The organism is Phaeobacter sp. S60, from assembly GCF_000826845.1.
Lineage (GTDB): Bacteria > Pseudomonadota > Alphaproteobacteria > Rhodobacterales > Rhodobacteraceae > Phaeobacter > Phaeobacter piscinae.
In genome coordinates, this window is sequence record NZ_JSWJ01000003.1 from 696,242 (window position 1) to 719,465 (window position 23,224).

At 59.6% G+C, this 23,224-nt stretch carries 21 protein-coding genes and 1 tRNA gene; 11 read left to right on the forward strand and 11 right to left on the reverse strand.

What is annotated here, in order from left to right; all coding sequences use genetic code 11:
* The 5 genes from OO25_RS04760 to OO25_RS22445 all read right to left on the reverse strand — a co-directional run bounded on the left by OO25_RS04760 (position 1) and on the right by OO25_RS22445 (position 4,372).
* A complete protein-coding gene (locus OO25_RS04760; protein WP_040178682.1) occupies positions 1 to 879 on the reverse strand; it encodes a CopD family protein in 879 nt (292 codons plus the stop codon).
* Positions 880 to 881: 2 nt separating this feature from the next.
* Positions 882 to 1,244 carry a copper resistance CopC family protein gene (locus OO25_RS04765; protein WP_040178683.1) on the reverse strand — a complete coding sequence of 121 codons (363 nt, stop codon included), beginning with the start codon at positions 1,242 to 1,244 and terminating at the stop codon, positions 882 to 884.
* A gap of 91 nt (positions 1,245 to 1,335) precedes the next feature.
* Positions 1,336 to 2,052 (reverse strand): copper resistance protein B, encoded by a 717-nt coding sequence (locus OO25_RS04770; RefSeq protein WP_040178753.1) that lies wholly within the window; start codon positions 2,050 to 2,052, stop codon positions 1,336 to 1,338.
* 29 nt (positions 2,053 to 2,081) lie between these two features.
* On the reverse strand, positions 2,082 to 3,836 hold the full coding sequence (locus OO25_RS04775; RefSeq protein WP_040178684.1) for a copper resistance system multicopper oxidase: 1,755 nt from the start codon (positions 3,834 to 3,836) through the stop codon (positions 2,082 to 2,084).
* Between the two features lie 182 nt (positions 3,837 to 4,018).
* Entirely contained in the window at positions 4,019 to 4,372 is a 354-nt protein-coding gene (locus tag OO25_RS22445; RefSeq protein ID WP_082035021.1) for a hypothetical protein, read from the reverse strand.
* Positions 4,373 to 4,990: 618 nt separating this feature from the next.
* Between OO25_RS22445 and OO25_RS04785 the strand changes: the two genes are divergently transcribed.
* Both OO25_RS04785 and OO25_RS04790 read left to right on the forward strand, forming a co-directional pair.
* A complete protein-coding gene (locus OO25_RS04785; RefSeq protein WP_040169491.1) occupies positions 4,991 to 5,317 on the forward strand; it encodes a hypothetical protein in 327 nt (108 codons plus the stop codon).
* Between the two features lie 182 nt (positions 5,318 to 5,499).
* Entirely contained in the window at positions 5,500 to 6,258 is a 759-nt protein-coding gene (locus OO25_RS04790; RefSeq protein WP_040169493.1) for a helix-turn-helix transcriptional regulator, read from the forward strand.
* Here OO25_RS04790 and OO25_RS04795 read toward each other — a convergent pair.
* The 3 genes from OO25_RS04795 to OO25_RS04805 all read right to left on the reverse strand — a co-directional run bounded on the left by OO25_RS04795 (position 6,240) and on the right by OO25_RS04805 (position 9,428).
* Entirely contained in the window at positions 6,240 to 6,962 is a 723-nt protein-coding gene (locus OO25_RS04795) for a hypothetical protein (protein ID WP_139044753.1), read from the reverse strand. The genes OO25_RS04790 and OO25_RS04795 overlap by 19 nt on opposite strands.
* A 573-nt stretch (positions 6,963 to 7,535) precedes the next feature.
* Positions 7,536 to 7,620, reverse strand: a tRNA-Leu gene (locus tag OO25_RS04800).
* 116 nt (positions 7,621 to 7,736) lie between these two features.
* Positions 7,737 to 9,428: a bifunctional ADP-dependent NAD(P)H-hydrate dehydratase/NAD(P)H-hydrate epimerase gene (locus OO25_RS04805; protein ID WP_040178686.1), complete on the reverse strand. Its 1,692-nt coding sequence runs from the start codon at positions 9,426 to 9,428 to the stop codon at positions 7,737 to 7,739.
* A gap of 192 nt (positions 9,429 to 9,620) precedes the next feature.
* On the opposite strand from OO25_RS04805, the gene OO25_RS04810 reads away from it, so the two are divergent.
* From OO25_RS04810 to OO25_RS04820, 3 genes are all read left to right on the forward strand, one after another.
* Positions 9,621 to 9,959 carry a P-II family nitrogen regulator gene (locus tag OO25_RS04810; protein ID WP_014874894.1) on the forward strand — a complete coding sequence of 113 codons (339 nt, stop codon included), beginning with the start codon at positions 9,621 to 9,623 and terminating at the stop codon, positions 9,957 to 9,959.
* 93 nt (positions 9,960 to 10,052) lie between these two features.
* Positions 10,053 to 11,459 carry a type I glutamate--ammonia ligase gene (gene glnA / locus OO25_RS04815; protein ID WP_040169501.1) on the forward strand — a complete coding sequence of 469 codons (1,407 nt, stop codon included), beginning with the start codon at positions 10,053 to 10,055 and terminating at the stop codon, positions 11,457 to 11,459.
* 522 nt (positions 11,460 to 11,981) lie between these two features.
* Positions 11,982 to 13,007 (forward strand): hypothetical protein, encoded by a 1,026-nt coding sequence (locus OO25_RS04820; protein WP_040178687.1) that lies wholly within the window; start codon positions 11,982 to 11,984, stop codon positions 13,005 to 13,007.
* Between the two features lie 16 nt (positions 13,008 to 13,023).
* On the opposite strand, the gene OO25_RS04825 is transcribed toward OO25_RS04820, so the two are convergent.
* Positions 13,024 to 13,788 (reverse strand): DUF3445 domain-containing protein, encoded by a 765-nt coding sequence (locus OO25_RS04825; RefSeq protein WP_040178688.1) that lies wholly within the window; start codon positions 13,786 to 13,788, stop codon positions 13,024 to 13,026.
* A 187-nt stretch (positions 13,789 to 13,975) separates the two neighbouring features.
* On the opposite strand from OO25_RS04825, the gene dddP reads away from it, so the two are divergent.
* Positions 13,976 to 15,319 carry a dimethylsulfonioproprionate lyase DddP gene (dddP, locus tag OO25_RS04830; protein ID WP_040178689.1) on the forward strand — a complete coding sequence of 448 codons (1,344 nt, stop codon included), beginning with the start codon at positions 13,976 to 13,978 and terminating at the stop codon, positions 15,317 to 15,319.
* 77 nt (positions 15,320 to 15,396) lie between these two features.
* On the opposite strand, the gene OO25_RS04835 is transcribed toward dddP, so the two are convergent.
* Complete coding sequence (locus tag OO25_RS04835) at positions 15,397 to 15,957, reverse strand: NUDIX hydrolase (protein ID WP_040178690.1); 561 nt, start codon at positions 15,955 to 15,957, stop codon at positions 15,397 to 15,399.
* Positions 15,958 to 16,052: 95 nt separating this feature from the next.
* Here OO25_RS04835 and OO25_RS04840 point away from each other — a divergent pair, with 95 nt between their 5' ends.
* The 5 genes from OO25_RS04840 (at position 16,053) to OO25_RS04860 (ending at position 22,279) form a co-directional block, all read left to right on the forward strand.
* The gene (locus OO25_RS04840) at positions 16,053 to 17,309 is read left to right on the forward strand and encodes a bifunctional alpha/beta hydrolase/OsmC family protein (RefSeq protein ID WP_040178691.1); all 1,257 of its coding nucleotides are present in this window, start codon (positions 16,053 to 16,055) and stop codon (positions 17,307 to 17,309) included.
* 278 nt (positions 17,310 to 17,587) lie between these two features.
* On the forward strand, positions 17,588 to 18,892 hold the full coding sequence (purB, locus tag OO25_RS04845; RefSeq protein WP_040178692.1) for an adenylosuccinate lyase: 1,305 nt from the start codon (positions 17,588 to 17,590) through the stop codon (positions 18,890 to 18,892).
* Positions 18,893 to 19,081: 189 nt separating this feature from the next.
* Positions 19,082 to 19,687, forward strand: coding sequence for a hypothetical protein (locus tag OO25_RS04850; protein ID WP_040178693.1), 606 nt, complete (start codon positions 19,082 to 19,084; stop codon positions 19,685 to 19,687).
* Between the two features lie 76 nt (positions 19,688 to 19,763).
* Complete coding sequence (locus tag OO25_RS04855) at positions 19,764 to 20,966, forward strand: flagellar motor switch protein FliG (RefSeq protein ID WP_040178694.1); 1,203 nt, start codon at positions 19,764 to 19,766, stop codon at positions 20,964 to 20,966.
* 377 nt (positions 20,967 to 21,343) lie between these two features.
* Positions 21,344 to 22,279, forward strand: coding sequence for a lysophospholipid acyltransferase family protein (locus OO25_RS04860; RefSeq protein ID WP_040178695.1), 936 nt, complete (start codon positions 21,344 to 21,346; stop codon positions 22,277 to 22,279).
* A gap of 14 nt (positions 22,280 to 22,293) precedes the next feature.
* On the opposite strand, the gene OO25_RS04865 is transcribed toward OO25_RS04860, so the two are convergent.
* Positions 22,294 to 23,025: a thioredoxin family protein gene (locus OO25_RS04865; protein WP_040178696.1), complete on the reverse strand. Its 732-nt coding sequence runs from the start codon at positions 23,023 to 23,025 to the stop codon at positions 22,294 to 22,296.
* Between the last annotated feature and the right edge of the window lie 199 nt (positions 23,026 to 23,224).

The window sequence follows — 23,224 nt, forward strand, 5'->3', positions numbered from 1 at the left end:
TTATCCCGCATGTTCCGGCGCCACAGTTGAGGTGAACGTCGCGGTGACGAGCAGGATCAGAATGAAGGCCGCCGCCTCCCATTGGATGGAAGTTCGCAATGGTGCCCCCTCTCCCGTCTTGGCCAGTGCCGGCGTCAGACGGAGTTTGTTCAAGCCAGCAAGACCGAGCAACAGCGCCACCACCGCCAGCTTCAGCGCTAGAAACTGGCCCCAAGGCTGAGTGAGTACGGCGATAGGATTGCCCGCAAGGATCACGAGGATGACACTGCCTGCACCGACCAGCAGCCCGACCATGACCAGCGCGGCCTGCCCGAAACGCTCAACCGTGCGCACCGCCGCCGCATTGCCGCGGCCAACCATGTCGTAGAGGGGAAAGAAGCCCCCGATCCAGAAACTGGCAGCAAGGATATGAATGACGAACAGCGTCGACAGCGCCAGTCTCGGATCGTTGGTGGCATGTCCGCGCAGCGCAAAGCTAATGGCCACCAGAGCAACGCCCAGCATGGCGAAGATTCGGGCCCCGCCGCGGTTGAACGCGACGGTGGCAATGGCCAGCAGGCCCAGAATATGCGTCGCTGCGGAAAGACCGAGCGGACTCGACAAAGCGATCTGAAGCATCATGGGATCGAGCGTGCCGCCAATCCCGCCATAGAAGAAGGCGGCGCGCAGCGGGATGGTCAGGGCGCTGAAAACCACTCCCAGCAAGGCAGACCATACTGCCAGTCGCCTGAGACGGCGGCTGGCAGCGGCATCCAACTCCGTCAGGAGCCATATGTTGATGACGGAGCCCGCCGCAAGCAGGACACTAATATACATCCCGGCTTTAACGAGGATCGAGGCGATCTGCACCAGTTCCAGTGCGACAAGAACTCCGCCCATGATCAGTTCTCGACCGAGAAAGCGAAGCTGCCGTTCATCGCGTGACCGTCAGAAGACATGCCGCGCCAGTCGATCTGATAGTTGCCGGGTGCAAGTTCGGGCAGGCTTCCTTCCCAGGTCTTGACCGCCTTGTTGGCAGCCGGTCCGTTGATTTGGTAGGTGTTGCCGTCAGGCGCTTTCATCTTCACGATTGTGATCTGCATGGGATCGGTGAACATCAGATGCATGACTTTGGTGTCGGTCCCGACAGTCTGGCCGTTGCTGGGCATGGTCATCATGCCTTTGCCATGGGCGACCGCAACACTGGCGTTCAATACCAGGCCCACTGAAAATGCAGCGGAGGTCAGAATATTGCGTAGGTTCATTTTTTATCTCCCTTTGGATGGTTCAGCTGTTAGGGCTGCGCCCCTGTCGTTTTGGGTGCCAATAGCGGACACAGAGAGGGGCGCAGCAATATCAGAACATGACGTTTACGCCAAACACGCCCGTCAACTCCTCGATATCATGGCCATGACCGCGCCAAATGTCTGCCGTCCCACCAAAGGCGCGTTCGTAGTTCACGCCGATATACGGTGATACGCTACGCCCGATCAGGTCATAGCTCAGACGAAGTCCGAATGCGGCGGAAGCACCACCGGCGGCGATTTCCCGTTCGGGATCATCCGCAAGTGGCAGGCTGACTTCGATGGAAGGGGTCAGGATCAGTCGGTTCGTCAGCAAGCCTTCATACTCAACTTCTGCGTTGAGGTAGGGATGGTTGGACAGGTAAAGTGCCGCCTCGACCTCAAACCATTGGGGTGCAAGACCGGTCACACCGATGGTGCCGTAATAGCGGTCCGGAGCCCCGTCAGGCGTTGATGCGGCGCCCCCTATGAATCCGTCGAAGAACTCGGTGATCGGCATCTGGAGGCGGATCTGATTGTTCATCTCCTCAAAGTCGCCACCCTCGGTTTTTGCCCCTTCGCTCTTCCAGACGAGACGCAGTTCATCATTTCCGATCCAAGCCTCGACGCCCCAGGCGAAGGAATTCTCTTCAGCGCCCATCCGGTATTCGAGCGTGTCGGTCCGCACGCTCCAGACCGTTGGGGAAACGCCCACCTCGGCCATGGCGGCGGAGGCAAAAGACAGCGCCAGCGGCACCCCGAGGGCCGTCCCAAGTGACAGTTTTTTCATGTGATTGTCTTCCTTGAAATTCGGGACCATCAGGACGGGCCGCCTTCGACGATGACCTTGCGGAACATGCCGCCGGCCATGTGGTAGGAGAGATGGCAGTGGAAGGCCCACTGACCGGGGGCGTCGACTTCCGTTTCGGTATAGAGCGTCGTGCCCGGCGCCACGCTGACCGTGTGTTTCACTGGGTCATAGGGGCCCTTGCCGGTGTCGATGATCGTCCACATGCCATGCAGGTGCATCGGATGCGCCATCATGGTCTCATTGACGAATTTGAAGCGAACTCGCTCGCCGTATTTCAGGCGGATCGGATCCGCATCCTCATATTTCACACCGTCGATCGACCAGATGTAGCGCTCCATGTTGCCGGTCAGACGGATCTCGATCTTACGCGTGGCGGGACGGTCACGATAAAGCGGCTTGCGCGCTGCGAGGTTCTCGTAACCGAGGAATTTGCCGCCGTTCGCCGCCGTCGGGATCAGACCGCTGCCCGGCGCGTAGAAGGCTGCACCCTTGGCCCCTTCGGCCGGAACGACTGGCAGCCCGCTGGTCATGTCCATGCCGCCGGTATCGGTCCCGGACTGATCCATCCCGGACATCTCCATGCTGCTCATGTCATGGCCGGAATGATCCATTCCGGACATGTCGAAACCGCTCATGTCCATCCCGGAATGATCCATCCCCGACATGTCCATGCCAGCCATATCCATGCCGGAATGCTCCATCCCGGACATCATGCCGCCCATGTCGGCCATGGTCAGAAGAGGTTCAGGCCGCATCTTGTAGATGGGTCCGACCATGCCTTGGGACGGGGCCAGCGTGCCACGCACCGTTGCGGTCCGCCCTGCGCTCTCGCCAATGATCGAATAGGCCTTGGCCTCGCGCGGCTGCACGATCACATCGTATGTCTCGGCGACGGCGATGCGCAATTCGTCCACCGCGACGGGTTTCACGTCGTTGCCGTCGGCCTGCACCACGGTCATCTTCAAACCCGGCACCCGCACGTCGAAATAGGTCGTGGCCGAGGAGTTGATCAGGCGCAAGCGCACCTTCTCACCCGGCTTGAAGATCCCGGTCCAGTTCTGCTGCGTGCTTGCGCCATTGATCAGAGGCGTGAACCCCTGAACATCCTCGATATCGGTGGGCATCATCCGCATTGCCCCCCACATCTTGCGGTCCTGCAGCGCAGCTTTCAGCCCTTCGGCACCGGCGTCTTCGATCAGGTCCTGCGCAGTACGCTGGGCGCGATTATAATAGTCCGCCGAAGCTTTGAGATTGCGAAAGACCCGTGCCCCGCTGTGTGGATGCTTGTCTGTGAACTGGACCACATAGTCGCGATCAGCGGGCACCGCTTCGCCGCCTTTCGGCGAAATCACGATGGCGCCGTAAGCGCCGTCCGGCTCCTGAAATCCTGAGTGGCTGTGGAACCAGTAGGTGCCTGCCTGCTCGATCGGAAAGCGGTAGGTGAAGGTCTCGCCCGGTTTGATGCCATCGAAGCTGATGCCGGGAACACCGTCCTGCTGAAACGGCAGGATCAGGCCATGCCAGTGGATCGAGGTGCTTTCGCGCAAATTGTTCTTCACGCGGATGACCACATCTTCGCCTTCCTGGAAATGCAGGATAGATGGGGTCTGGCTGCCATTGTAGCCAATTCCGTTTTTCTTGAACGTGCCGGTATCAATCCGGATCTTGTCAACGGTGATGTCATAGGTGTCGGCCTGCGCGGGCACCCCGAGTGCAAGCCCTAGCACCACGGCCAGAGGCCGCAGAAAATTCGTGTGTTTCATGTGTATTCCGTGAGCGTAGACCGTGATTGGCCTCGCGAAGAGAAGGTCACTGCCAATAGCAGAGAAGGGAGAAGTGAAAGGATCAGATGCGCCGCGGGCCTGTACCCGTAGAGGCAGCATGAGATCGGATTGCTCAACGCGCCTGCTCAGGCAACGCCGCAATCAACGCCTGACAGGCGTTCTCAGGCCAAAGGTGGCCGAAGTTGAGATAGAAGGACGGATTGCAGAACCATACGCGGTTCGCTGGGGTTCAGATCGGCAATCCGAAAGTCCTTGTTCAGATCGACAACGGACGCGTCACCGAACTGATCCGTGCAAGCAACGCTGGCACAATGCAGCAGTCCCAAGGGCTTGGGCTGCTGCTCCGTCTCGAAGGCGAGGTCAACGACCTGATCCTGAAGAAGGGAAACCCCTTCCCCATGCATGTGATGAGCCACCGGCTCCACGCAGTGTTCAGGCATCGGCATCACATGCGCAAATGCACTCGTAACAACGAGTTGCAAGGCAACAAGAATGATGAGGACACGGCTGATCACAGGGCTTCCTTTTGTTCAAACCCGATAAGCGCCGCTGGATCGACGACCGTCAAGAGGGAAAAGCACCTCCTGTAGATGGAAGCTCACGCCTATGTGATGATAGCTCTGCCTGATCCCTTTGCGCCAAAAGCTACATACACTGCGCGAGCACCTCCGCCCCAGGTACATGTTGGCAGAACACAGGCAATGGCTGGTAAATACTCCCTGTCCCGTCCGAAAGGGACCTGAAGGCCATGCCGGTTGCCTTCAACTTTGTAACAGCTTGGTCGAGGCACCAATCGTACCTCGGCACAGGTATACGGGCATCAAAGCGATACGCAGTCTCTGATATGATCGGCTTCGGACAGAGGGCACGCAGGCCGCAGGGGGCCGACAACCATTGTCATGTCAATAACCGTATCGGAGGGAACCGATCGTGGCCGCGGCATTGAAACCCTTAAGATCGTACCAGCAAACACCTGTACCAACAGCGAATCTGCATACAGTTTCAGCGAGCTTGCCACAGGGTCTGCTGGTTCCCCTTTGTAGAATTAATTGCGTTTTTCGCAATATGTGATATCAGATAGGCTGTGATTTCACCCCAAGATACAACGTCAGGGCTATCGTGGAAATGGACCTATGGAAGTAATAAACCGCGATTGGCTGTCGAGACATCTGGAGGGATGTCGCGGAGAGCAAGCACGCCTCTCCAGGGAAACCGGTATTTCAGCTGACAAGATCAACAAGATATTGAAGGGCAACCGCCGGATCCAACTGTCAGAAGCGCCTCTCATCTACCGCTTTTTCTATCCAGAAGACGGTCAAGCTCCGGCTGGTGACCAGCAACGATTGCTCGAAGTATGGTATCAATTAGCTCCGGCAGAACGGGACTTTTTGCTAAAGAGTGCAAAAGGGCTTCTCTCTGCTCACCGTCCTCAAGCTCAGAAACTTGACAAAGAAGGCTGACGGCCTCCCGATACTCTTCCCTGAATCTCTGAGACATCATTCCTCCGGAACTGATTGATCATCAGTTCATCTGCGCAGTCGACCGCAGCTATAAGTTGTTCGTGCACGGCCCACACTCTTGACATAGGTACATCTGGTCAACTATTCCGGGTGGATATTTGAAAATATTCAAGAGCTCTACAATGATGACACTCAGCCTAATAGATCATTGGAAGCGACTGATTTCTGCAGATGGAAGATCCCAAGGAGAATTGGCCGAATTGATCGGCAAGTCCCCCGGATATTTCTCAAAAGTATGGAAAGGTGGCCATGAACCCGGGGTGTTCACAACCTTCAAGTTGGCATCTGTACTAGGGGTCAGTCATGAACACTTGATGGGACTGGATGGCGGAATGAGCCTGGCCCCTAGTCCCGGCTATCAATCCGAGGTCAATCGGCAAGCCTCACGGGTGCTGTCCGATGTGATGAGAGTTGCCCACCAGAGATTAAGTATTTGGGATAACGAGACACAATTCGCAACAGGGGGCAATGTGCTCCCCCTGTTGCTGAGGTGGTGGCATCAGCAGTCAGGTCACCTCGTGTGCCACGAAGGCCTCCGTGACCACTTCGATATCATCAAGGCACCGGACGTAGCGGATACCACTGTTGAACCCCTCGAACTCGGCGCCAGAAGCTTGGCAGCAACGAAACTCGGAACAAACTCTGCTGATGCACTAAAGCGACTGGTTGAAGGTTTCGACACCCGATCACGGATGGATCTTGTGCGGAGCTACTACGACGTGTCGCAGCAGGGTACCCCAGCGCTTTCCGCCCCTATTTCTGTCCGGATCCCCTTACCAGATGGAGTTCCAGCCGCAAAAGTAGAATATTTTCGCCTACAGCTACCGGTTGTTAGTCCCAACGGCGAGAGATTTGTGCTCAGCTACTGCTTCCCGGCGTGATCGCCAAATCGAGAGGCGGGATCGAGCAAGAATTCTGGATGCTTGACATAGAATGCGGCCGCCTCCTGCAGGTCGATGCGAGGCAAAGTTACGAGATATTCACTGGAACTGCGGCTGGGCACATGGACCTCCCACTCTTGCGGGCCGATGTGCTGTCGCGTGAAGCCATAGCGGCTTGCCTTGCCGGAGAGGACGTCGGTCTGCCGCACAAAGCCATAGGTCCATGCCGGTTTCCATTTCAAATGAGCCAGAGAAAAGAGGTAGTGAAAGACCAGCCTCCAGTTGACCTTGCCCTTGCGATTCTCGGCGTTTAGAAACAGCTCACCCAGATACACGATTTTACCCGATATTTCCTTTGCTGCAGTGCTAGAGAACGCCCGAACCGGAGATCCCGCGCCGGAGTTATAGAGCCTGGAATATGTTGAAGCCCAGTGACGTGCGAGACTGTCCTCCCCGATGTCTATAAACCGCGCGGCGACCCCGCCGACGTCCTCACCATCGATACAGAATACGATGCCAAACGCCTCAACTGAGGTGAAATCGTGCCAATCCGGTGAAAGCATGGGATGATTGCTGGCTTTACCGATACGCGCCATACGCGCTTGAAACTCCGAGATATCTGGCACAGCATGAAGCCTGAGGCCCGATTGTTCCAAGCCCCCCAGGCAGATATGCGCGAGCCTGATCATATTGTCCTCATGCATCGCTCTCTCCATGTCATCTTCAGTCCTTTCGTTTGTAGTCTCAGGACCGCCTGTACCACTAAAGGCAGCGCCCCTGATCAACCATTCAACCCGGAGGTTAGACGCACAACAAGATTGCGATTTTGCAGCTCACAGGCCGCAACTCCTTCAGAAATTTCTTTTTTCGCAATTTGTTACGTTGGCCCCAGTCACGATACTCGCAATGTTGATCCAATGCGGGGACGCCAACGAGCAATAGCTTCAGCCAAAGCGCAGGGCGGCGGCCTGATATTCACCTAGCTTAGGCCCTTGAAGCGTGCGGGAGGATATCTGATTGCAGGACAGTTCAGCTCCGACGAAGTGACGTATGTCACTGTGACGCGGGCCACCCATTGTCCGCGTCGGCCGTTGGGCTGGGACAGATTCTATCGCAGGGTTCGGTCGGAAAAATTACGCCAAACATCTCATTTGAATGCGCGCACAAAGCCTACGCTGTTGCGCAGATCTACAGCCTATTTCCGGCCTCCAACGAACATTAAGGTGGGGGCCAACACTGCACAGCAGAGGCATAATTCCGCAATATCAAGGAATAAATGGTGCGGGTGAAGGGACTTGAACCCCCACGCCTTGCGGCGCCAGAACCTAAATCTGGTGCGTCTACCAATTCCGCCACACCCGCATCCTGACGATGGGCGCGCCCACCGTGTCGCGCTCAATAGCAAAGCTTTTCAGCGGATGCAAAAGGGAAAGCACTCATTGGGCAAAACTTTTCCACGCCTTCCCTCCGCCGCCCGCTTAGAAAATATCAAGCTTGCGCAGAACAGCCGGAATTTGCTCCGGCAGGTCTTCAGCGATGAGCCCCGGGCCGAAGTTCAACGCGCATTCGACATGCAGATATGCAGCAGTTTCTGCTGCCTGCATCGGGTCCAATCCGCGCGCCATCAAGCCTGTGATGAACCCGGCCAGCACGTCGCCGGACCCGGCAGTCGCCAGCCAGGGCGCGGAGCGGTCGTAGTGGGCGGAATTCACTGAGCAGAGCCCGTTCGGCGCGGCGATCACCGTGTCCGGCCCCTTGAACAGCACCACGCAGCCCGCGCGTTTTGCTGCCTCACGGGTGGCGTCCACCTTGGAATAGACGGGGCCGGTTGTGGCTGGCGCGTTCAGTTTCTCTGCCAGATCTGGAAAGAGCCGCGCAAATTCACCGCCATGCGGGGTGATGACACAGTTTTCGTGCAGCACCTCAAACAGCGCCTCAGCACGGTCCTCGAACTGCGTCAGCGCATCTGCATCCAGAACCGTGGCGCGGTTTGCCTGCAAGACCTCCAGAACCAAGCCCTCACGATCAGCGTCCAGCCCAAGCCCCGGCCCAAGACAAACAGCGTTGAGACGGCTGTCCTGCAACAGCGTGCGCAGCTCATCCGCGCCATCCATCTGTCGCAACATAATCGCGGTCAGCTGGCAGGCGTTTTCCATCATCGCCGCACGTGGCGCGCCAACCGTGACCAGCCCCGCACCGATCCGCAACGCACCGCGGGCGGCCAGCCGCGCAGCCCCGGACCTTCCATGGCCGCCCGAGAGGACAAGCGCGTGGCCGTAGGTGTACTTATGCTCGTCCGTTTCCTTCCCAAGATACGGCGAGACCAGTTCTGGCGACATGAGAGTAGCAACGACCCGCCCCATTCCCCGGCCCTTCTCAAGCCGATGAAGGTCGGCCACTGCCTGTCGTGCAGCCTCACCCCAATCATGCCCACCCAGCCCAATGTCGACGGTCCTCATTGCTCCGCAGTAACTCGGCCCCTCATCAATGAAATGGCCGATACGTGGCCGGTGAAAGGTGACGGTAAGCCAGCTCCAGACCGCCCCGAATTCCGGACAAAGCGCGCGGCCGCTGACCATGCACAGCCCCGTTGGCGCATCAATTGCAACCATTCGCGCGAACGTCTTGCCCTCGGTGTAAAGCTTGGTCAGCGGTTCAAGGATCTCGCACGCAGGCGCCCGTTTCAGGCCTGCGCCAAAAATTGCATCAACAAACAGGTCCGCAGCCTCCTCGCCAACCTGTTGCGCGGTCCACTCCATTACGCGGCCAATCGCCCGCCACCGCTCATAATTCACTTTCGCATCCGGCGGCAGCCGGTCCGGGGGTCCATACAGAAACACCTCCACATCCCAGCCGCGCTCCTTCAAAAGTCGCGCCACCACAAAACCGTCGCCGCCGTTGTTGCCCGGTCCGCATAAAACCACCGCACGCCGTGAGGCCTCGCCGCCCATCTTCTGGCCTGAATTATCCCGGGGGGGGACCTGAGGCCGGGGGGCAGCCTCCCCGGCCTGGCAACCAAGATCCGCATCCAGCTCCGGCCATTGCTCAAAAATGGCCGCAACCACGCCCTGCCCGGCCCGCTCCATCAGTTCCAGCCCGGTCACCTCACCAGCGGCAATCGCGGCCTGTTCGATGGCCCGCATCTGGGCGGCGGTCAGCAATTCTGTCATGTCAGGGGCCTCTTTTTCATGTCGTGGTCATGTCGCGATTCAAAATTGCGCGAAAATCAGGCGCTGTGCCTAATTTTTAGGCAGAGACTGCGAAATCATGCGCAGTTTCGCCGCAGCGCTTGCGGCTATTATTGTCCCCGCTCAGTAGAAGTGATCTGACCTCTCTCGACAAGGTTGCGAGGAGCCATGCCGATGAAAAAGATCGAAGCCATCATTAAGCCGTTCAAATTGGACGAGGTGAAGGAAGCCTTGCAGGACGTGGGCGTGCAAGGCCTGTCGGTGATCGAGGTCAAGGGGTTTGGTCGCCAGAAGGGTCACACCGAACTCTATCGCGGTGCCGAATACGTCGTCGACTTTCTGCCGAAGGTGAAAATCGAGGTGGTGCTGGACGACGATCAGGTCGACGCCGCCATTGAGGCCATCGTGGCCGCGGCCAAGACCGACAAGATCGGTGACGGCAAGATTTTTGTCTCCCCCGTAGAGCAGGCCATCCGCATCCGCACCGGTGAAACCGGTTCGGACGCGCTCTAAGCCTGACACAAGAACACAGGGGTGCCCGCCGTCGCTGATGGGCGCGGCAGCCCGGACACACACAAGATTATAAGATCAGAAGGACCATTGGAAATGAGCGCAGACGCAGTTCTGAAGATGATCAAGGACGAAGATGCGGCCTATGTCGACATTCGTTTCACCGATGTACGTGGCAAGCTCCAGCATGTGACCATCGACGTTGACCTGGTGGACGAAGACTTCCTCGAAGAAGGTTTCATGTTTGATGGGTCCTCCATCGCCGGTTGGAAGTCGATCGAAAACTCCGACATGAAGCTGATCCTCGACACCACCTCGGCCTATGTTGATCCCTTCTATGCCGAGAAAACCATCTGCATCCACTGCTCCGTGGTTGAGCCCGACACCGGCGAAGCCTACCCGCGTGACCCGCGCGGCACCGCGCAGAAGGCCGAAGCCTATCTGAAGTCCTCCGGCATCGGCGACGTGGCCTATATGGGCCCCGAGGCGGAATTCTTCCTGTTTGATGATGTGCGCTTCTCCAACACCATCAACAAAGTGTCCTTCGAGGTTGACGCAACCGACGCCTCCTGGAACACCGACACTGAATATGAGATGGGCAACATGGGTCATCGCCCCGGTCTCAAGGGCGGCTACTTCCCAGTGAACCCCATCGACGAAGCCCAGGATCTGCGCTCCGAGATGCTGTCCACCATGAAGCGTCTGGGCATGAAGGTCGACAAGCACCACCACGAGGTGGCCTCCTGCCAGCACGAACTGGGTCTGATCTTTGACAGCCTGACCAAACAGGCTGATGAGCTGCAGAAATACAAGTATGTGATCCACAATGTGGCTCACGCCTATGGCAAATCGGCGACCTTCATGCCGAAGCCGATCTATGGCGACAACGGCACCGGCATGCATGTGAACATGTCGATCTGGAAAGACGGCAAGCCGCTCTTTGCGGGCGACAAATACGCAGATCTCTCCAATGAGGCGCTGTATTTCATCGGCGGCATCCTGAAGCACGCCAAGACACTGAACGCCTTCACCAACCCGTCCACCAACTCCTACAAGCGCCTGATCCCTGGCTTTGAAGCGCCGGTTCTGCGCGCCTATTCGGCCCGCAACCGCTCCGGCTGCGTGCGGATCCCATGGACCGAAAGCCCGAAAGCCAAGCGCGTCGAGGCCCGTTTCCCCGATCCGGCCGCGAACCCCTACCTGTGCTTTGCCGCACTGCTGATGGCTGGTCTGGACGGCATCAAGAACAAGATCGATCCCGGCGAAGCCATGGATAAGAACCTCTATGATCTGCCCGCAGAAGAGCTGGCCGATATCCCCACCGTCTGCGGCTCCCTGCGCGAAGCGCTGGAAGCGCTGGCAGGCGACCACGACTTCCTGCTGCAGGGCGACGTGTTCACCAAAGACCAGATCGAAGGCTACATCGCCCTCAAGATGGAAGAGGTGGAAACCTACGAACACACGCCGCATCCGGTTGAATACGGCATGTACTACAGCTGCTGACCCCCGATCACGCAGATTTACTGGGCGCTCCCATCACTTGGGGGCGCCTTTTTCGTTTGCGGAGCCCCGCTGTTTGCAGAGCCCCAGCCCCTGGCCAAACTTGGCTGACAGACGTGCCCCGACCGCCTAGGGCACTGCCCTTGGTTGACCCATTGGCTGCCGACCGGGCTGTCGCTTCAGAGTTTCAACACTGCCACCCCTCCCCCGGCGCAGCCTGTTCGTTCCCCGCAAGCCCTCAAGGTTGCCGGCACGTCACTCAATCAGAAACACTGTTGGCCTCACGCCCGATTTGTAAGGGCTACGGCATCAATATGGCCGTCAGCTGCCCAGTTCTTGCCCAAATTCGAAGAGGCGCACAGGGAAGATGATCATTTTACCGTTAATTTTCAAGATGTTAAATCAATCACAATACAATCGTCAAATTAGAAAGGAATTTTTTACCTCTCAGCTGTCACCGCCTCACTTTCTGCCATTTCAAATTTTAACTTAATTGCTGAAGCACCTGAGCGGAGGACCCTGACGGTGACACAGGTAGATCAGTATAAAGGCAAGCTGGGTTTTGAAATTCGGGACCCAGATGCGCTGTCCAGCGGCTCGACTGCTGTGGTCGATACCTTGGAAGAATACGGCCACAGCGTGCGCCAGTTCCAATCACGAAACCCCAATCTGATCCGACTTGATTGTGATCATTACCGGGTTGAACTGCGCTACCGCCGCCATCCGATCAAACCAACGCAGGCCAGTGCGGCCGGTACTGACAGCACCGAGACACCGCTGCGCAGTTCGCTTGGCGTGACGCTGACCCCGAACCACCCGGACCACTGCGATGTGGAGTTGAGCGAGATGTTGCTGGCGATGATCCTGCGCCGCCTGGCCGAGGATCTGGATGTCGCGACGGTGGACTGGCTGCATGTGCCCTTCACCCTGACCCGTGACGCTTTCCTTGGGGTATTTGAAGACGCGGAAACACAGGTGGAAACCCACGCGGAGGCTGTTGCAGACCACGCCACCCCTGACATTTCTCCTGTGACCGAAATCGCCGCAGATATCGCCGACAGCCAAGCCGCCAAGTCGAGCGCCCCGCTCAGCCCGCAAACGACACCCGAGGCGGACGCCCCTGTTGCGACACCGATTGACGCCGCCCTTGATACGCCGCCGCCTTCGCCGCAGCCTGCCAGCGGCGCCAAGCCTGTTGCAAATGGGCGCCTGCGGGGACGCGCCTGTTTTGAGCCGGTCGAAGTAACGGTTGCGCAGCTGGAAGAACATTACGCCGCAATGTTGCAGTCCCCGGACACCCGCGCCACCGGGCGCCATGCTGTCGAGGCGCGCAATCGGGCGCGGGCCCGCGCCAAAGCGGTTATGACACAGCCCCGCGGCAGCGGTGCCGCCGTTGCCCGGTTGGGCGGTCTTCTGGCGGCCATGCCGCAGCGGATGATCGCAACCACCAGCCATCTCCTGCGCAGCCCGCAGCTGCGTGGCCATCTTCACATCGTCTGCGGCGCGACGGCCCTTCTTGCGCTGCAAAGCTCGGCTGCCATCGCCTTTTAGACCTCCTGGTCCACACTCAGCGCGAGGCTGCCGGTGCCCCCCACTGGGCCATCACATCCTCACGGGTCACGACACTGGTGTGGATGCTGAACACAACGGCGCGGCTCTGCGGCAGGCGCAGGATCGTCTGCCGCTCACTGCGCATATAGCCCGCCGTTTCGGCGCCGGGACGCGGGCGATCGCCACTGGCGCGACGCGGCTGGTGCAGCGTCGCATCGGCGTACCACAACGCATTGAACCGCCACATCGGCCGCCCCACCTGCACCCCGTCAAACAGCCGCTGCACCCGTGCAGCAATGCCAGAATCATAGCTGTCGACCGGCGCGTGAATGGCAATCAGTGGCCGCCCCGCTTTCTCCGCGAGCGTCCAATTTGCGGGAAAGCACAGGATCGCGCCGGTCAACACATGCTCTTGCGCGCCCTCCGGTTTTTCCAAAATGCAGAAATCCTGCTGGGCAATCCGGCCAAGCGTGCCCAGCGGATCTTCCCAATCCAATGCCACCTCGACCCCGTCGGGGCGGACCACATGGGTCCGGGCCGTGTCCGGGTAGAGCTGCGCCAAAACTGCCTCCAACAGCTCAGAGGCCGCTGGCATGGCCTCGGGCGCGCAATACAGGACCTGCGAACGGCACTGCTGCAACAGCCGCTCCCGCTCTGCCATCTGGCCCGCGCACGCCTCATCAAAGTGCAACCAGTCCTGTGGCGCCAAGGGCTGGATACCGGGCAGCTTGCGCTCCTCCAGCGGATTATACGGCAGGCGTGTTTGCAGAATCTTGGTCATGACACCTTGTAGCAAGCCAGACGCGCAGCGCCACCCGCAACGTGAGACAGGCTGACCCATTCATATCTGCCTGAAAACGACCGTTTGCGCGGTCGCATTTGGTGGCGACTCATCTACGCGGCACGAGCCACATTGGACAGAGATGTCCAGCGGCCAATTCAAGACGATGTCGAGTACGGAGCCAGAGATGAACGAGCATTACCGCGACACCCGCAAGATCGACCCCACGCGCGGTGCCACCCTTGGCGACAACACACCCAATGATCAGGACCGGGTCGAAATTGGGCCGACCCGGCTGGCCTTCGGCGAATGGGCGGCTGCGGGTCTTCAACTGCCCGATCTTCAGGCCATGCGGCGCTATCGCTGGGAGCGGCTCACCCGGTTCATCAACGATCGCGATTATGCCGGACTGTTGGTGTTTGATCCGATGAACATCCGCTACGCGACGGATTCCACCAATATGCAACTGTGGAACACCCACAACCCGTTTCGCGCGCTGCTGATCTGCGCCGATGGTTATATGGTGATGTGGGATTACAAACAGGCGCCGTTTCTTAGTGAATTCAACCCTCTGGTGCGCGAGCAGCGGGCCGGGGCCGATCTGTTTTACTTTGATCGGGGCGATAAGGTGGATGTGGCGGCGGACGCCTTCGCCAATGAAGTGCGCACTCTGCTGGCGGAGCATAGCGGCGGCAACACGCGTCTTGCGGTGGACAAGATCATGCTGCACGGGCTGCGCGCGCTTGAGGCACAGGGGCTTGAGGTCTTCCCCGGCGAGGAGTTGACCGAAAAATGCCGCGCGGTGAAAGGCCCGGACGAAATCCTCGCCATGCGCTGCGCCAATCACGCCTGCGAAACCGCCGTCGCCGAGATGGAGCGTTATGCCCGCAGCGCCATACCCGGCGGTGGCATCAGCGAAGATGACGTCTGGGCCGTGCTGCATGCCGAAAACATCCGCCGCGGTGGTGAGTGGATCGAAACCCGCCTGCTGACCTCAGGCCCGCGCACCAATCCGTGGTTTCAGGAATGCGGCGGGCGGATCATCCAGAACAATGAAATCGTCAGCTTTGACACCGATCTGGTCGGCTCCTACGGGATCTGCATCGACATCTCGCGCAGCTGGTGGATCGGTGACCGCCCCCCGCCCGCAGATATGGTCTATGCCATGCAACACGGGGTCGAGCATATCCAGAGCAATATGGAGATGCTGAAACCCGGCGTGAACCTGCAGGAGCTGTCGCGCCACTGCCACCCTCTGGATGCGCAGTTCCAGAATCAGAAATACGGCTGCATGATGCACGGCGTCGGACTTTGCGATGAATGGCCGCTGGTGGCCTACCCGGATGCCATGGTCGAGGGTGCCTTTGATTACGAGCTGGAGCCGGGCATGGTGCTCTGTGTTGAGGCGCTGGTCTCCCCCGAAGGTGGTGACTTCTCGATCAAGCTGGAGGATCAGGTGCTGATCACCGAGGACGGATATGAGAATCTCACCACCTACCCGTTTGATCCCGCGTTGATGGGAAAGCCGTGATGCCGCCGCCGCAATGAGCGGCGACTAAAAGGCGGTTGTGCCCCACATGGCGAACGGCCGCTGATCCTGTGGGGCGCTTAGCAGCCTGCGCTGTGCAACCGGGCCAGTTTTTCCTGCAAGATCAGCACACTCTCCGCCTGGCTATACTGTGCCAGTTCTGCCAACGGCACCCAGGCGAGCGCCTTAGACTCCGCGCTGGCACGGATATCGCCCGCTTCAGCACGAAATAGATAGCGCACATCATAGTGCAGATGCGCCGCCTCGCGGCTGTTGGCAGGAATTTCGTGGATATCGATGTCAAACACCTGATCAGACAGCAGGCTGATCCGGGCCAGACCGCTTTCTTCATAGGCTTCTTTCTGGGCCGTGAACCGGGCGTCGGCGATGCCGTCGCAATGTCCCCCCAGTTGCAGCCAACGGTCCAGTTTGGCGTGATGGGTCAGGAGCACCGCTGACAGATCGGGTGACAGGATAAAGGCCGATCCCGTCACATGGCCGGTCGTTGGATCTCGTTCAAACGCCTTTGGTTCGCGCGCGCAAAACGCGGTCAGGCGCTGCCACATCTGCTGGTCACGCGCATCTTGCGGCGCGAAACCTCCGATGCCTGCGCAGGCCTCGGCCAAACGGTCTGTTGTCAATATCCCTCACCTTCCCGTGACGTGGGCGGCGGATGCCTTGTGCCCGCCCGCCTGTCGCCGCACCTTAGGGTGACCCCCAGATAAAGGCGAGCCTGATGCCCACCGAACGCATTTCTTTTTCCGGCCACTCCGGTGACCAGCTGGCTGCGCGGCTGGACCTGCCCGAAGGGCCGATCCTGTCCACAGCACTCTTTGCCCATTGTTTCACCTGTTCCAAGGACATCCCCGCCGCGCGGCGCATCTCAGCCCGTCTGGCGGCGATGGGCATCGCCGTGTTGCGGTTTGATTTCACCGGTCTTGGCCATTCCGATGGTGAGTTCTCCAATACCAACTTCAGCTCCAATGTCGCCGATCTGGTGGCGGCGGGACAGTATCTGGCCGGGCGCGGGCTGGCGCCATCGTTGTTGATCGGTCATTCGCTGGGCGGCGCTGCGGTGTTGCGGGCGCGGGCCGGGCTGCCATCGGTTCGCGGTGTTGTCACGCTGGGCGCGCCCTCTGACCCGTCCCATGTGGCGCATCAGTTTGGTGACGCGCTGGAGATGATTGAGGCCGACGGCGCCGCTGAGGTTTGTCTGGCCGACCGCCCGTTCCTGATCCGCAAGCAATTTGTCGATGACATCCGCGCCGAAGCGCTGACCAGCGCCCTTGCCGATCTGGATGCCGCCCTGCTGGTGATGCACGCGCCGCTGGATGCCACCGTCAGCATCGACAATGCCGCCGATATCTTTGTCGCGGCGAAACACCCCAAGAGCTTCATTACCCTGGATGATGCCGATCACCTGATTTCGCGGCCTCGCGATGCGGAATATGCCGCTGATGTCATTGCCGCCTGGGCCGGGCGCTATATCGATCTGTCGCCCCCCGCGCCTCCCCCCGGCGCGCCCGAGGGCGTTTTGCGCGTCACCGAGGCGGATCCCAATGGGTTCCTGCAGGATATCCAGTCCGGCCCGCGCCATCACACCTATGCGGATGAGCCTCTGGCCTATGGCGGCAGCAATCGCGGCATGACGCCTTATGGGTTCATCTCGGCGGGGCTGGGTGCCTGCACCTCCATGACCATCCGCATGTATGCCCGCCGCAAGGGCTGGCCTCTGGAAGGCGTCAGCGTCGATGTCTGTCATGACAAGGTTCATGCACAGGACGCGCTGCCCTCCGGTCCCGCGCAGATCGACCAGTTCACCCGTGTGATCTACCTCAGCGGCAATCTGACCCAGGATCAGCGCGCAAAGCTGCTGGAGATCGCCGACCGCTGCCCGGTGCATCGCACGCTGGAACATGGCGCCAAGGTCACCACCCGATTGGATGAGCCGGAGAGCGAGGCAGATGTAGATCCCGCGCATCTGCCGTTCTGACCGGAGCGCCGTCCCCCGGCCCGATGAAATCACCACGAGCCCCTTTGCAAATAGGGGGCTTCGACCGTGACTGACGCGCGACCCAATTATCGGCAGGCTATGGGCAGTCGCGTGGCATAAACAGACCGAGCATCAGCCTTCCCACAATAAGGGACCTGTTTTTGCGGGCTTTCTGTCGCGGCGCGCAGCCCCACCCTTGCCCTGTAAGGCGCGCTGCTCTAAGACCCGCGGCATCATCCGCTTCCCTTCTGCCCTGCTATGAAAAGGTGCTGCTGCCCATGATCCCCCGCTATTCCCGTCCTGAAATGGTTGCCATCTGGTCGCCGGAAACCAAATTCAAGATCTGGTACGAGATCGAGGCACACGCCTGCGAAGCCATGGCCAACCTCGGCGTGATCCCGCGCGAAAACGCCGACGCGGTTTGGAAAGCAAAGGATGTCGAATTCGACGTCGCCCGCATCGACGAAATCGAAGCAGTCACCAAACATGACGTCATCGCCTTCCTCACGCACCTTGCCGAACACGTTGGTTCTGAAGAAGCGCGTTTTGTGCATCAGGGCATGACATCCTCTGACGTGCTGGACACCTGCCTCAATGTGCAGCTGGTGCGTGCCGCCGATATTCTTCTGGGTGGCATGGACAAGGTACTGGCCGCGCTGAAAAAACGCGCATTGGAACATAAAGACACCGTGCGGGTTGGCCGCTCTCACGGCATCCACGCCGAGCCGACCACCATGGGTCTGACCTTTGCCCGTTTCTACGCCGAGATGGACCGCAACAAACAGCGCTTGCAAAACGCGCGCAGCGAAGTCGCCACTGGCGCGATTTCCGGCGCGGTTGGCACCTTTGCCAATATAGACCCTCGCGTTGAAGAACACGTCTGTGAGCAGCTCGGCTTGAGCCCCGAACCGATCTCGACCCAGGTTATCCCGCGTGATCGTCACGCGATGTTCTTTGCCACGCTGGGGGTGATCGCTTCCTCAATCGAAAACATCGCGGTGGAAATCCGCCACATGCAGCGCACCGAAGTGCTGGAGGGGGCGGAATTCTTCTCCATGGGGCAGAAAGGCTCCTCCGCGATGCCGCATAAGAAGAACCCGGTGCTCACGGAAAACCTCACCGGTCTTGCACGTCTGGTGCGTATGGCAGTGATCCCAGCGATGGAAAACGTGGCTCTCTGGCATGAGCGCGATATCTCTCACTCCTCCGTTGAGCGCGGCATCGGCCCCGACGCCACCGTGACGCTGGACTTTGCGCTGAACCGTCTGGCTGGCGTCATCGACAAGATGCTGGTCTTCCCGGAGAACATGCTGGACAACATGAATAAATTCCCCGGTCTGGTGATGTCGCAGCGGGTACTGCTGGCGCTGACGCAGGCCGGTGTCAGCCGCGAAGATGCTTATGCCATGGTGCAGCGCAACGCCCTCAAAGTCTGGGAAGATCGCGTTGATTTCCGCGAATTGCTGCTGGCGGATGCTGATGTGGTTGCCGCCCTTGGCGAGGAGGCGATCAACGAAAAATTCGACATGGGCTATCACACCAAACATGTCGACACGATCTTCAAGCGGGTGTTTGGCGCCTAAGCTGGAGTTCATCAGCAACCACAATAAGGGGCCGTTCTGTCAGTGACAGGGCGGCCCCTTTTTCTATGGCAAGGCTGGTCTGACACGGCGTCTCACCGTCTTGTTATCGCGCGGTTGCGGCCAACCGTCTAAGGTGGAGCGATCCAACAAGCCGCAGAGCTGCGGCGCGCGCGACAAAAGGACAAACTGATGCCTGTCATGCTGACACATAATGCCCCCGATGCCCGCTCTCTACCTGCATCTGCGATGCGCGCCAGCTGCGCGCCCCTAACCGCGCTGGTGCTCTTTGCGGCATTTGCCGGCAGCGCATTTGCCGCCGGAAGCGGTGACAGCGCGGCGCCAAAACCGACCAACACCACCAAAACCTGCAAAGGCGCGAAGGTCTGGGACGATCAGAAACAGCGCTGCGTCGCGCCCAAGCAATCCTCCCTGGACCCTGACGAATTGTACGATGCGGTGCGCGAACTCGCCTATGCCGGGCGCTACAGCGACGCGCAGATGGTGCTAGCGGCGATGCCTGACCAAACGGATAGCCGGGTGCTGACCTATTGGGGCTTTACCTATCGTAAGCAGGGCTATTCCGATCAGGCGATGTCCTATTACACTCAGGCCATCGCGCAGGATCCGCAGAACCACCTTGCGCGCTCCTACATGGGTCAAGGGTTTGTAACCGAAGGAAAATACGGGCTTGCGCTGGAACAGTGGAAGATCATTCGCGCCACCGGCGGCAGCGACAGCTGGGCCGAAGTCTCCCTGCGAGACGCTCTTTTGTCCGGACAGACGCAAAGCTACTGATTTTCAGCATTTATTTACTGCTTTGCCCCTAGATTGGAGACAACAGAAAGAGAATCTTTTTGGCTAGGGCTCATAAATGCAGAATGAAAATGCTTTGGCGCTTCCCATGGCGGCCTCCTCAGATGATTTGGGTGATTTTTCCGCCCCGGCTCCGCTCGGCGGTATGGATCTGGGCGGCGATTTCGGCGGTGGTGACTTGGGCATGGGCGGCATGGGCGGTGGCGCGCTGGATATGCCTGCCATGGGCGGCGGCGGTCTGCCGGCTGCCAAATCCAAACTCAGCGGCAAGGCAAAAGCCGCCATCGTGGTGCGCCTGCTGCTGAATGAAGGGGCCGATATTCCGCTGGAATCGCTGCCCGATGATCTTCAGATCGAACTGACACAGCAGATGGGCCGCATGGGGCTGATCGACCGCGACACTCTACATGAGGTGGCCGGTGAATTTGCCGAAATGCTGGACAATGTCGGGCTGTCCTTCCCCAATGGGCTGGCCGGTGCGCTCTCCGCGATGGAGGGCAAGATCAGCCGCCAGACCGCCAGTCGCCTGCGCAAGGAAGCGGGCGTGCGCCAGTTTGGTGACCCATGGGAGCGTCTGCGTGCCCTGCCGCCAGAGGATCTCGCCGAGCTGGCTGAGGCCGAAAGCACCGAAGTCGCCGCCGTTCTCCTGTCGAAGCTGGACACCACCAAGGCGGCGCAGATGTTGATCCACCTGCCCGGTCCCGTTGCGCGCCGCATTACCTATGCCGTCAGCCAGACTGCCGCCGTAACCCCGGATACGGTGGATCGCATCGGCCTGTCCCTCGCCGCGCAGATTGAGGCGCGGCCGGAGGTCGCGTTTGACGAAACCCCGGGCCAGCGCATGGGCGCGATCCTGACCCAGGCGGCCGCCGGCAAACGCGATGAGGTGCTGACCGCCCTGGACGAGGAAGACGAGGAATTTGCCGGCGACGTACGTAAATCGATCTTCACCTATGCGCTGATCGCCCAGCGGGTGAGCCCGGTGGACGTGCCGAAAATTGCCCGTGTTCTGGCGCAGCAGGATCTGGTGACAGCAATTGCATTCTCCACAGGCGAGGAAGATGTCGAGACCAGCGAATTCATGCTGGCCAATATGTCCAGCCGCATGGCCAACAACATACGCGAAGAGGTGAGCGAGCGCGGCAAAGTGAAACGCAGTGTCGGCGAAACTGCCATGAGCAACATCGTCAACGCCCTTCGTGAGCTGGTGAACTCCGGTGAGGTTGAACTTCGCTCAGCCGAGGATGAAGAAGAAGAGTAAGCCCGCGCGATCAGGTCTCCGCATTGGCCTGTGTCTTCCTGCCTGCGGTCGCACACATATGTCGACAGTCCTAGAGATAACTGATGCCCGACCACGCGCATCTGCGCCGCCACATTGAGACGAGGCCTCAACGGATACCGCAGTGATCGAAGGCGCCCTGCCAACGGATCAGCACCCCTGCCCGCGCCCTATCTGCTGATCCGTAGCTGAGACTTGGCATCGCTGACCTGTGGCCTCGATACCCCGCCGCCGTCAGAGACGCAGTTGCGCTGAGGGCGGCCCGCTGCTGCGGATCACCGCCGGGCTTGCTTGTGCCTCTCTGCGCTGCCGTTTATGGTCGCGGCGATATTGTCTCTCCAATTGCAGGCCCTCCGGACATGCCCGTCGATCCCTCCACCCTGTCCCCAGGCCGCCGCGCCAGTTACTACGCCAGCAATCTGGCGCTGCGTGGCCTTATCGGGGCGCTTGGGCTGATCCCCTATGAAAAGCGTATTCCGGCGATGGGCTGGGTCATGCGCAAAGCTGCCCCTCTGGTGGGGTTTCACAAACGGATCCGTGACAATCTTGCGCTCACCTGTCCTGAGCTACCTGAGGCGGATGTCGCGCGGCTTTGCGATGAGGTGAGCGACAATATCGGTCGTGTCGTCGCCGAGCTCTATGCCGGACAGCCGTTCCTGGAGCGCGCCTGGGCGGCGCCGGTTTCCGGCCCCGGCCTGCCCGCGCTGGACCGCGCCCGCGCGGAGGGGCGACCGGTCATTCTGGTCACCGGCCATTTCGGCAATTACGACGCCGCCCGCGCCAATCTGATCCGGCGCGGCTTTTCCATGGGGGCGCTCTATCGCCGGATGGCCAACCCCTATTTCAACGATCACTACGTGCAAGCAATTGAAAAGACCGGCAAGCCAATGTTCGAACAGGGCAAACGCGGCATGATGGAGATGGTCCGTCACCTGAAGCAGGGCGGCATCATTGCGATTGTCGCGGATCTGCACGCCCATGGCGGGGTCAACATTGATTTCTTTGGTGAACCCGCCGTGACGTCCATTGTGCCGGCAGAACTGGCGCTGAAATATAAGGCCGCGATGATCCCGGTCTATGCCATTCGCCAGCCCAACGGCCTTGATTTTGAAATTATCCTGCAGGAGGAGATTGCCCCCTCTGATCCGGTCACCATGACAACCACCGTTTGCAAACGGCTGGAGGATCTGGTGCGCCAGCACATGGGGCAATGGTTCTGGGTTCATCGGCGCTGGAAACCCTATGTGCCGATCCCGAAATCCTCGCCGACGGGACAAAGATCCAGCTCTGACTGACCCCGAGATGCCGCTTAGTTGAGTGTCGCCGCCGCAAGGATGGCACCATAGGGCGCCTGCTGAACCAGCAGCGCCGCCGGACGCGTGTCGGTCAGCGTCACCGTCAGTTGCAATGTGCCCTGCCCGTCCCACTCCGCCACGCGGTCAATCTGCTCCACCACATTCGCATAATCCAGGCGTCGGCCCGCCAACTCTCCTCGCGAGATATCGACAGTTTTCAGCGGCGCATAACGCACCAGCTGCACCGATATTGGACCGGACAACACCGGTGCTGTGTCCCCGCGACGCAGCTGAACGGCGACCCCCCCCGTGCCGCTTTGGCTGCCGTCGATGGTCATCGCCACCGAGCTCGGCCTTGCCTTATGGGCCTCGATTGTCTCACTCAGTTTCATTGCATCTGCGCCGACCACATCATCTTGGCCGTTCACGATCATCTGCGGTGTGTAAACCATCTGGCGGCCACCTTCATGTGCGTAGCCTTTCTGACGGCGGGTGTGGGCCGGGTCGGCAAACTGGTCTTTCCAACCGATATAGTCCCAATAATCCACATGCAGTGCCAAAGGCAACACATCCGGCCGCGCTGTCAGTTGCTGCAACAGCGCATCTGCGGGCGGACAGGAGGAGCAGCCCTGCGAGGTGAACAGCTCCACCACCACCAGATCCGTGGCCGGTCCACCGCCCTGGGCGGTGGCCCCGGTTGGCAGCGCCATCCACGCGGCCATGACAAGCGATGCGAAAAACTTCATGCATAGAACCCTTTTTGCTCTGATCTACCGATGTAGCCGCGGCCGATTGAAATGACCAATCAATCATTCTTGAGACCGTCGTGCACAGGCCTATTTGAAGCGAAATGCGACGTTGGCGCAAATTTTGTGTACTATTGCATACAAAAATGTCGCCTGCGGCGTTTCAGCTATTGAATGCACGCCCGACCTGTTGCAGATA

Excerpts from the sequence above, each read along its gene's own strand:
- OO25_RS04825 (WP_040178688.1), bottom strand. The coding sequence starts at position 13,788 with ATGACCAAGATTCTGCAAACACGCCTGCCGTATAATCCGCTGGAGGAG.
- OO25_RS04855 (WP_040178694.1), top strand. The coding sequence starts at position 19,764 with ATGCAGAATGAAAATGCTTTGGCGCTTCCCATGGCGGCCTCCTCAGAT.
- OO25_RS04865 (WP_040178696.1), bottom strand. The coding sequence starts at position 23,025 with ATGAAGTTTTTCGCATCGCTTGTCATGGCCGCGTGGATGGCGCTGCCA.
- OO25_RS04795 (WP_139044753.1), bottom strand. The coding sequence starts at position 6,962 with ATGCATGAGGACAATATGATCAGGCTCGCGCATATCTGCCTGGGGGGC.
- glnA (WP_040169501.1), top strand. The coding sequence starts at position 10,053 with ATGAGCGCAGACGCAGTTCTGAAGATGATCAAGGACGAAGATGCGGCC.
- OO25_RS04775 (WP_040178684.1), bottom strand. The coding sequence starts at position 3,836 with ATGAAACACACGAATTTTCTGCGGCCTCTGGCCGTGGTGCTAGGGCTT.
- OO25_RS04860 (WP_040178695.1), top strand. The coding sequence starts at position 21,344 with ATGCCCGTCGATCCCTCCACCCTGTCCCCAGGCCGCCGCGCCAGTTAC.
- OO25_RS04785 (WP_040169491.1), top strand. The coding sequence starts at position 4,991 with ATGGAAGTAATAAACCGCGATTGGCTGTCGAGACATCTGGAGGGATGT.
- purB (WP_040178692.1), top strand. The coding sequence starts at position 17,588 with ATGATCCCCCGCTATTCCCGTCCTGAAATGGTTGCCATCTGGTCGCCG.
- dddP (WP_040178689.1), top strand. The coding sequence starts at position 13,976 with ATGAACGAGCATTACCGCGACACCCGCAAGATCGACCCCACGCGCGGT.
- OO25_RS04760 (WP_040178682.1), bottom strand. The coding sequence starts at position 879 with ATGGGCGGAGTTCTTGTCGCACTGGAACTGGTGCAGATCGCCTCGATC.
- OO25_RS04805 (WP_040178686.1), bottom strand. The coding sequence starts at position 9,428 with ATGACAGAATTGCTGACCGCCGCCCAGATGCGGGCCATCGAACAGGCC.
- OO25_RS04850 (WP_040178693.1), top strand. The coding sequence starts at position 19,082 with ATGCCTGTCATGCTGACACATAATGCCCCCGATGCCCGCTCTCTACCT.
- OO25_RS04840 (WP_040178691.1), top strand. The coding sequence starts at position 16,053 with ATGCCCACCGAACGCATTTCTTTTTCCGGCCACTCCGGTGACCAGCTG.
- OO25_RS04770 (WP_040178753.1), bottom strand. The coding sequence starts at position 2,052 with ATGAAAAAACTGTCACTTGGGACGGCCCTCGGGGTGCCGCTGGCGCTG.
- OO25_RS04810 (WP_014874894.1), top strand. The coding sequence starts at position 9,621 with ATGAAAAAGATCGAAGCCATCATTAAGCCGTTCAAATTGGACGAGGTG.
- OO25_RS04790 (WP_040169493.1), top strand. The coding sequence starts at position 5,500 with ATGATGACACTCAGCCTAATAGATCATTGGAAGCGACTGATTTCTGCA.
- OO25_RS04765 (WP_040178683.1), bottom strand. The coding sequence starts at position 1,244 with ATGAACCTACGCAATATTCTGACCTCCGCTGCATTTTCAGTGGGCCTG.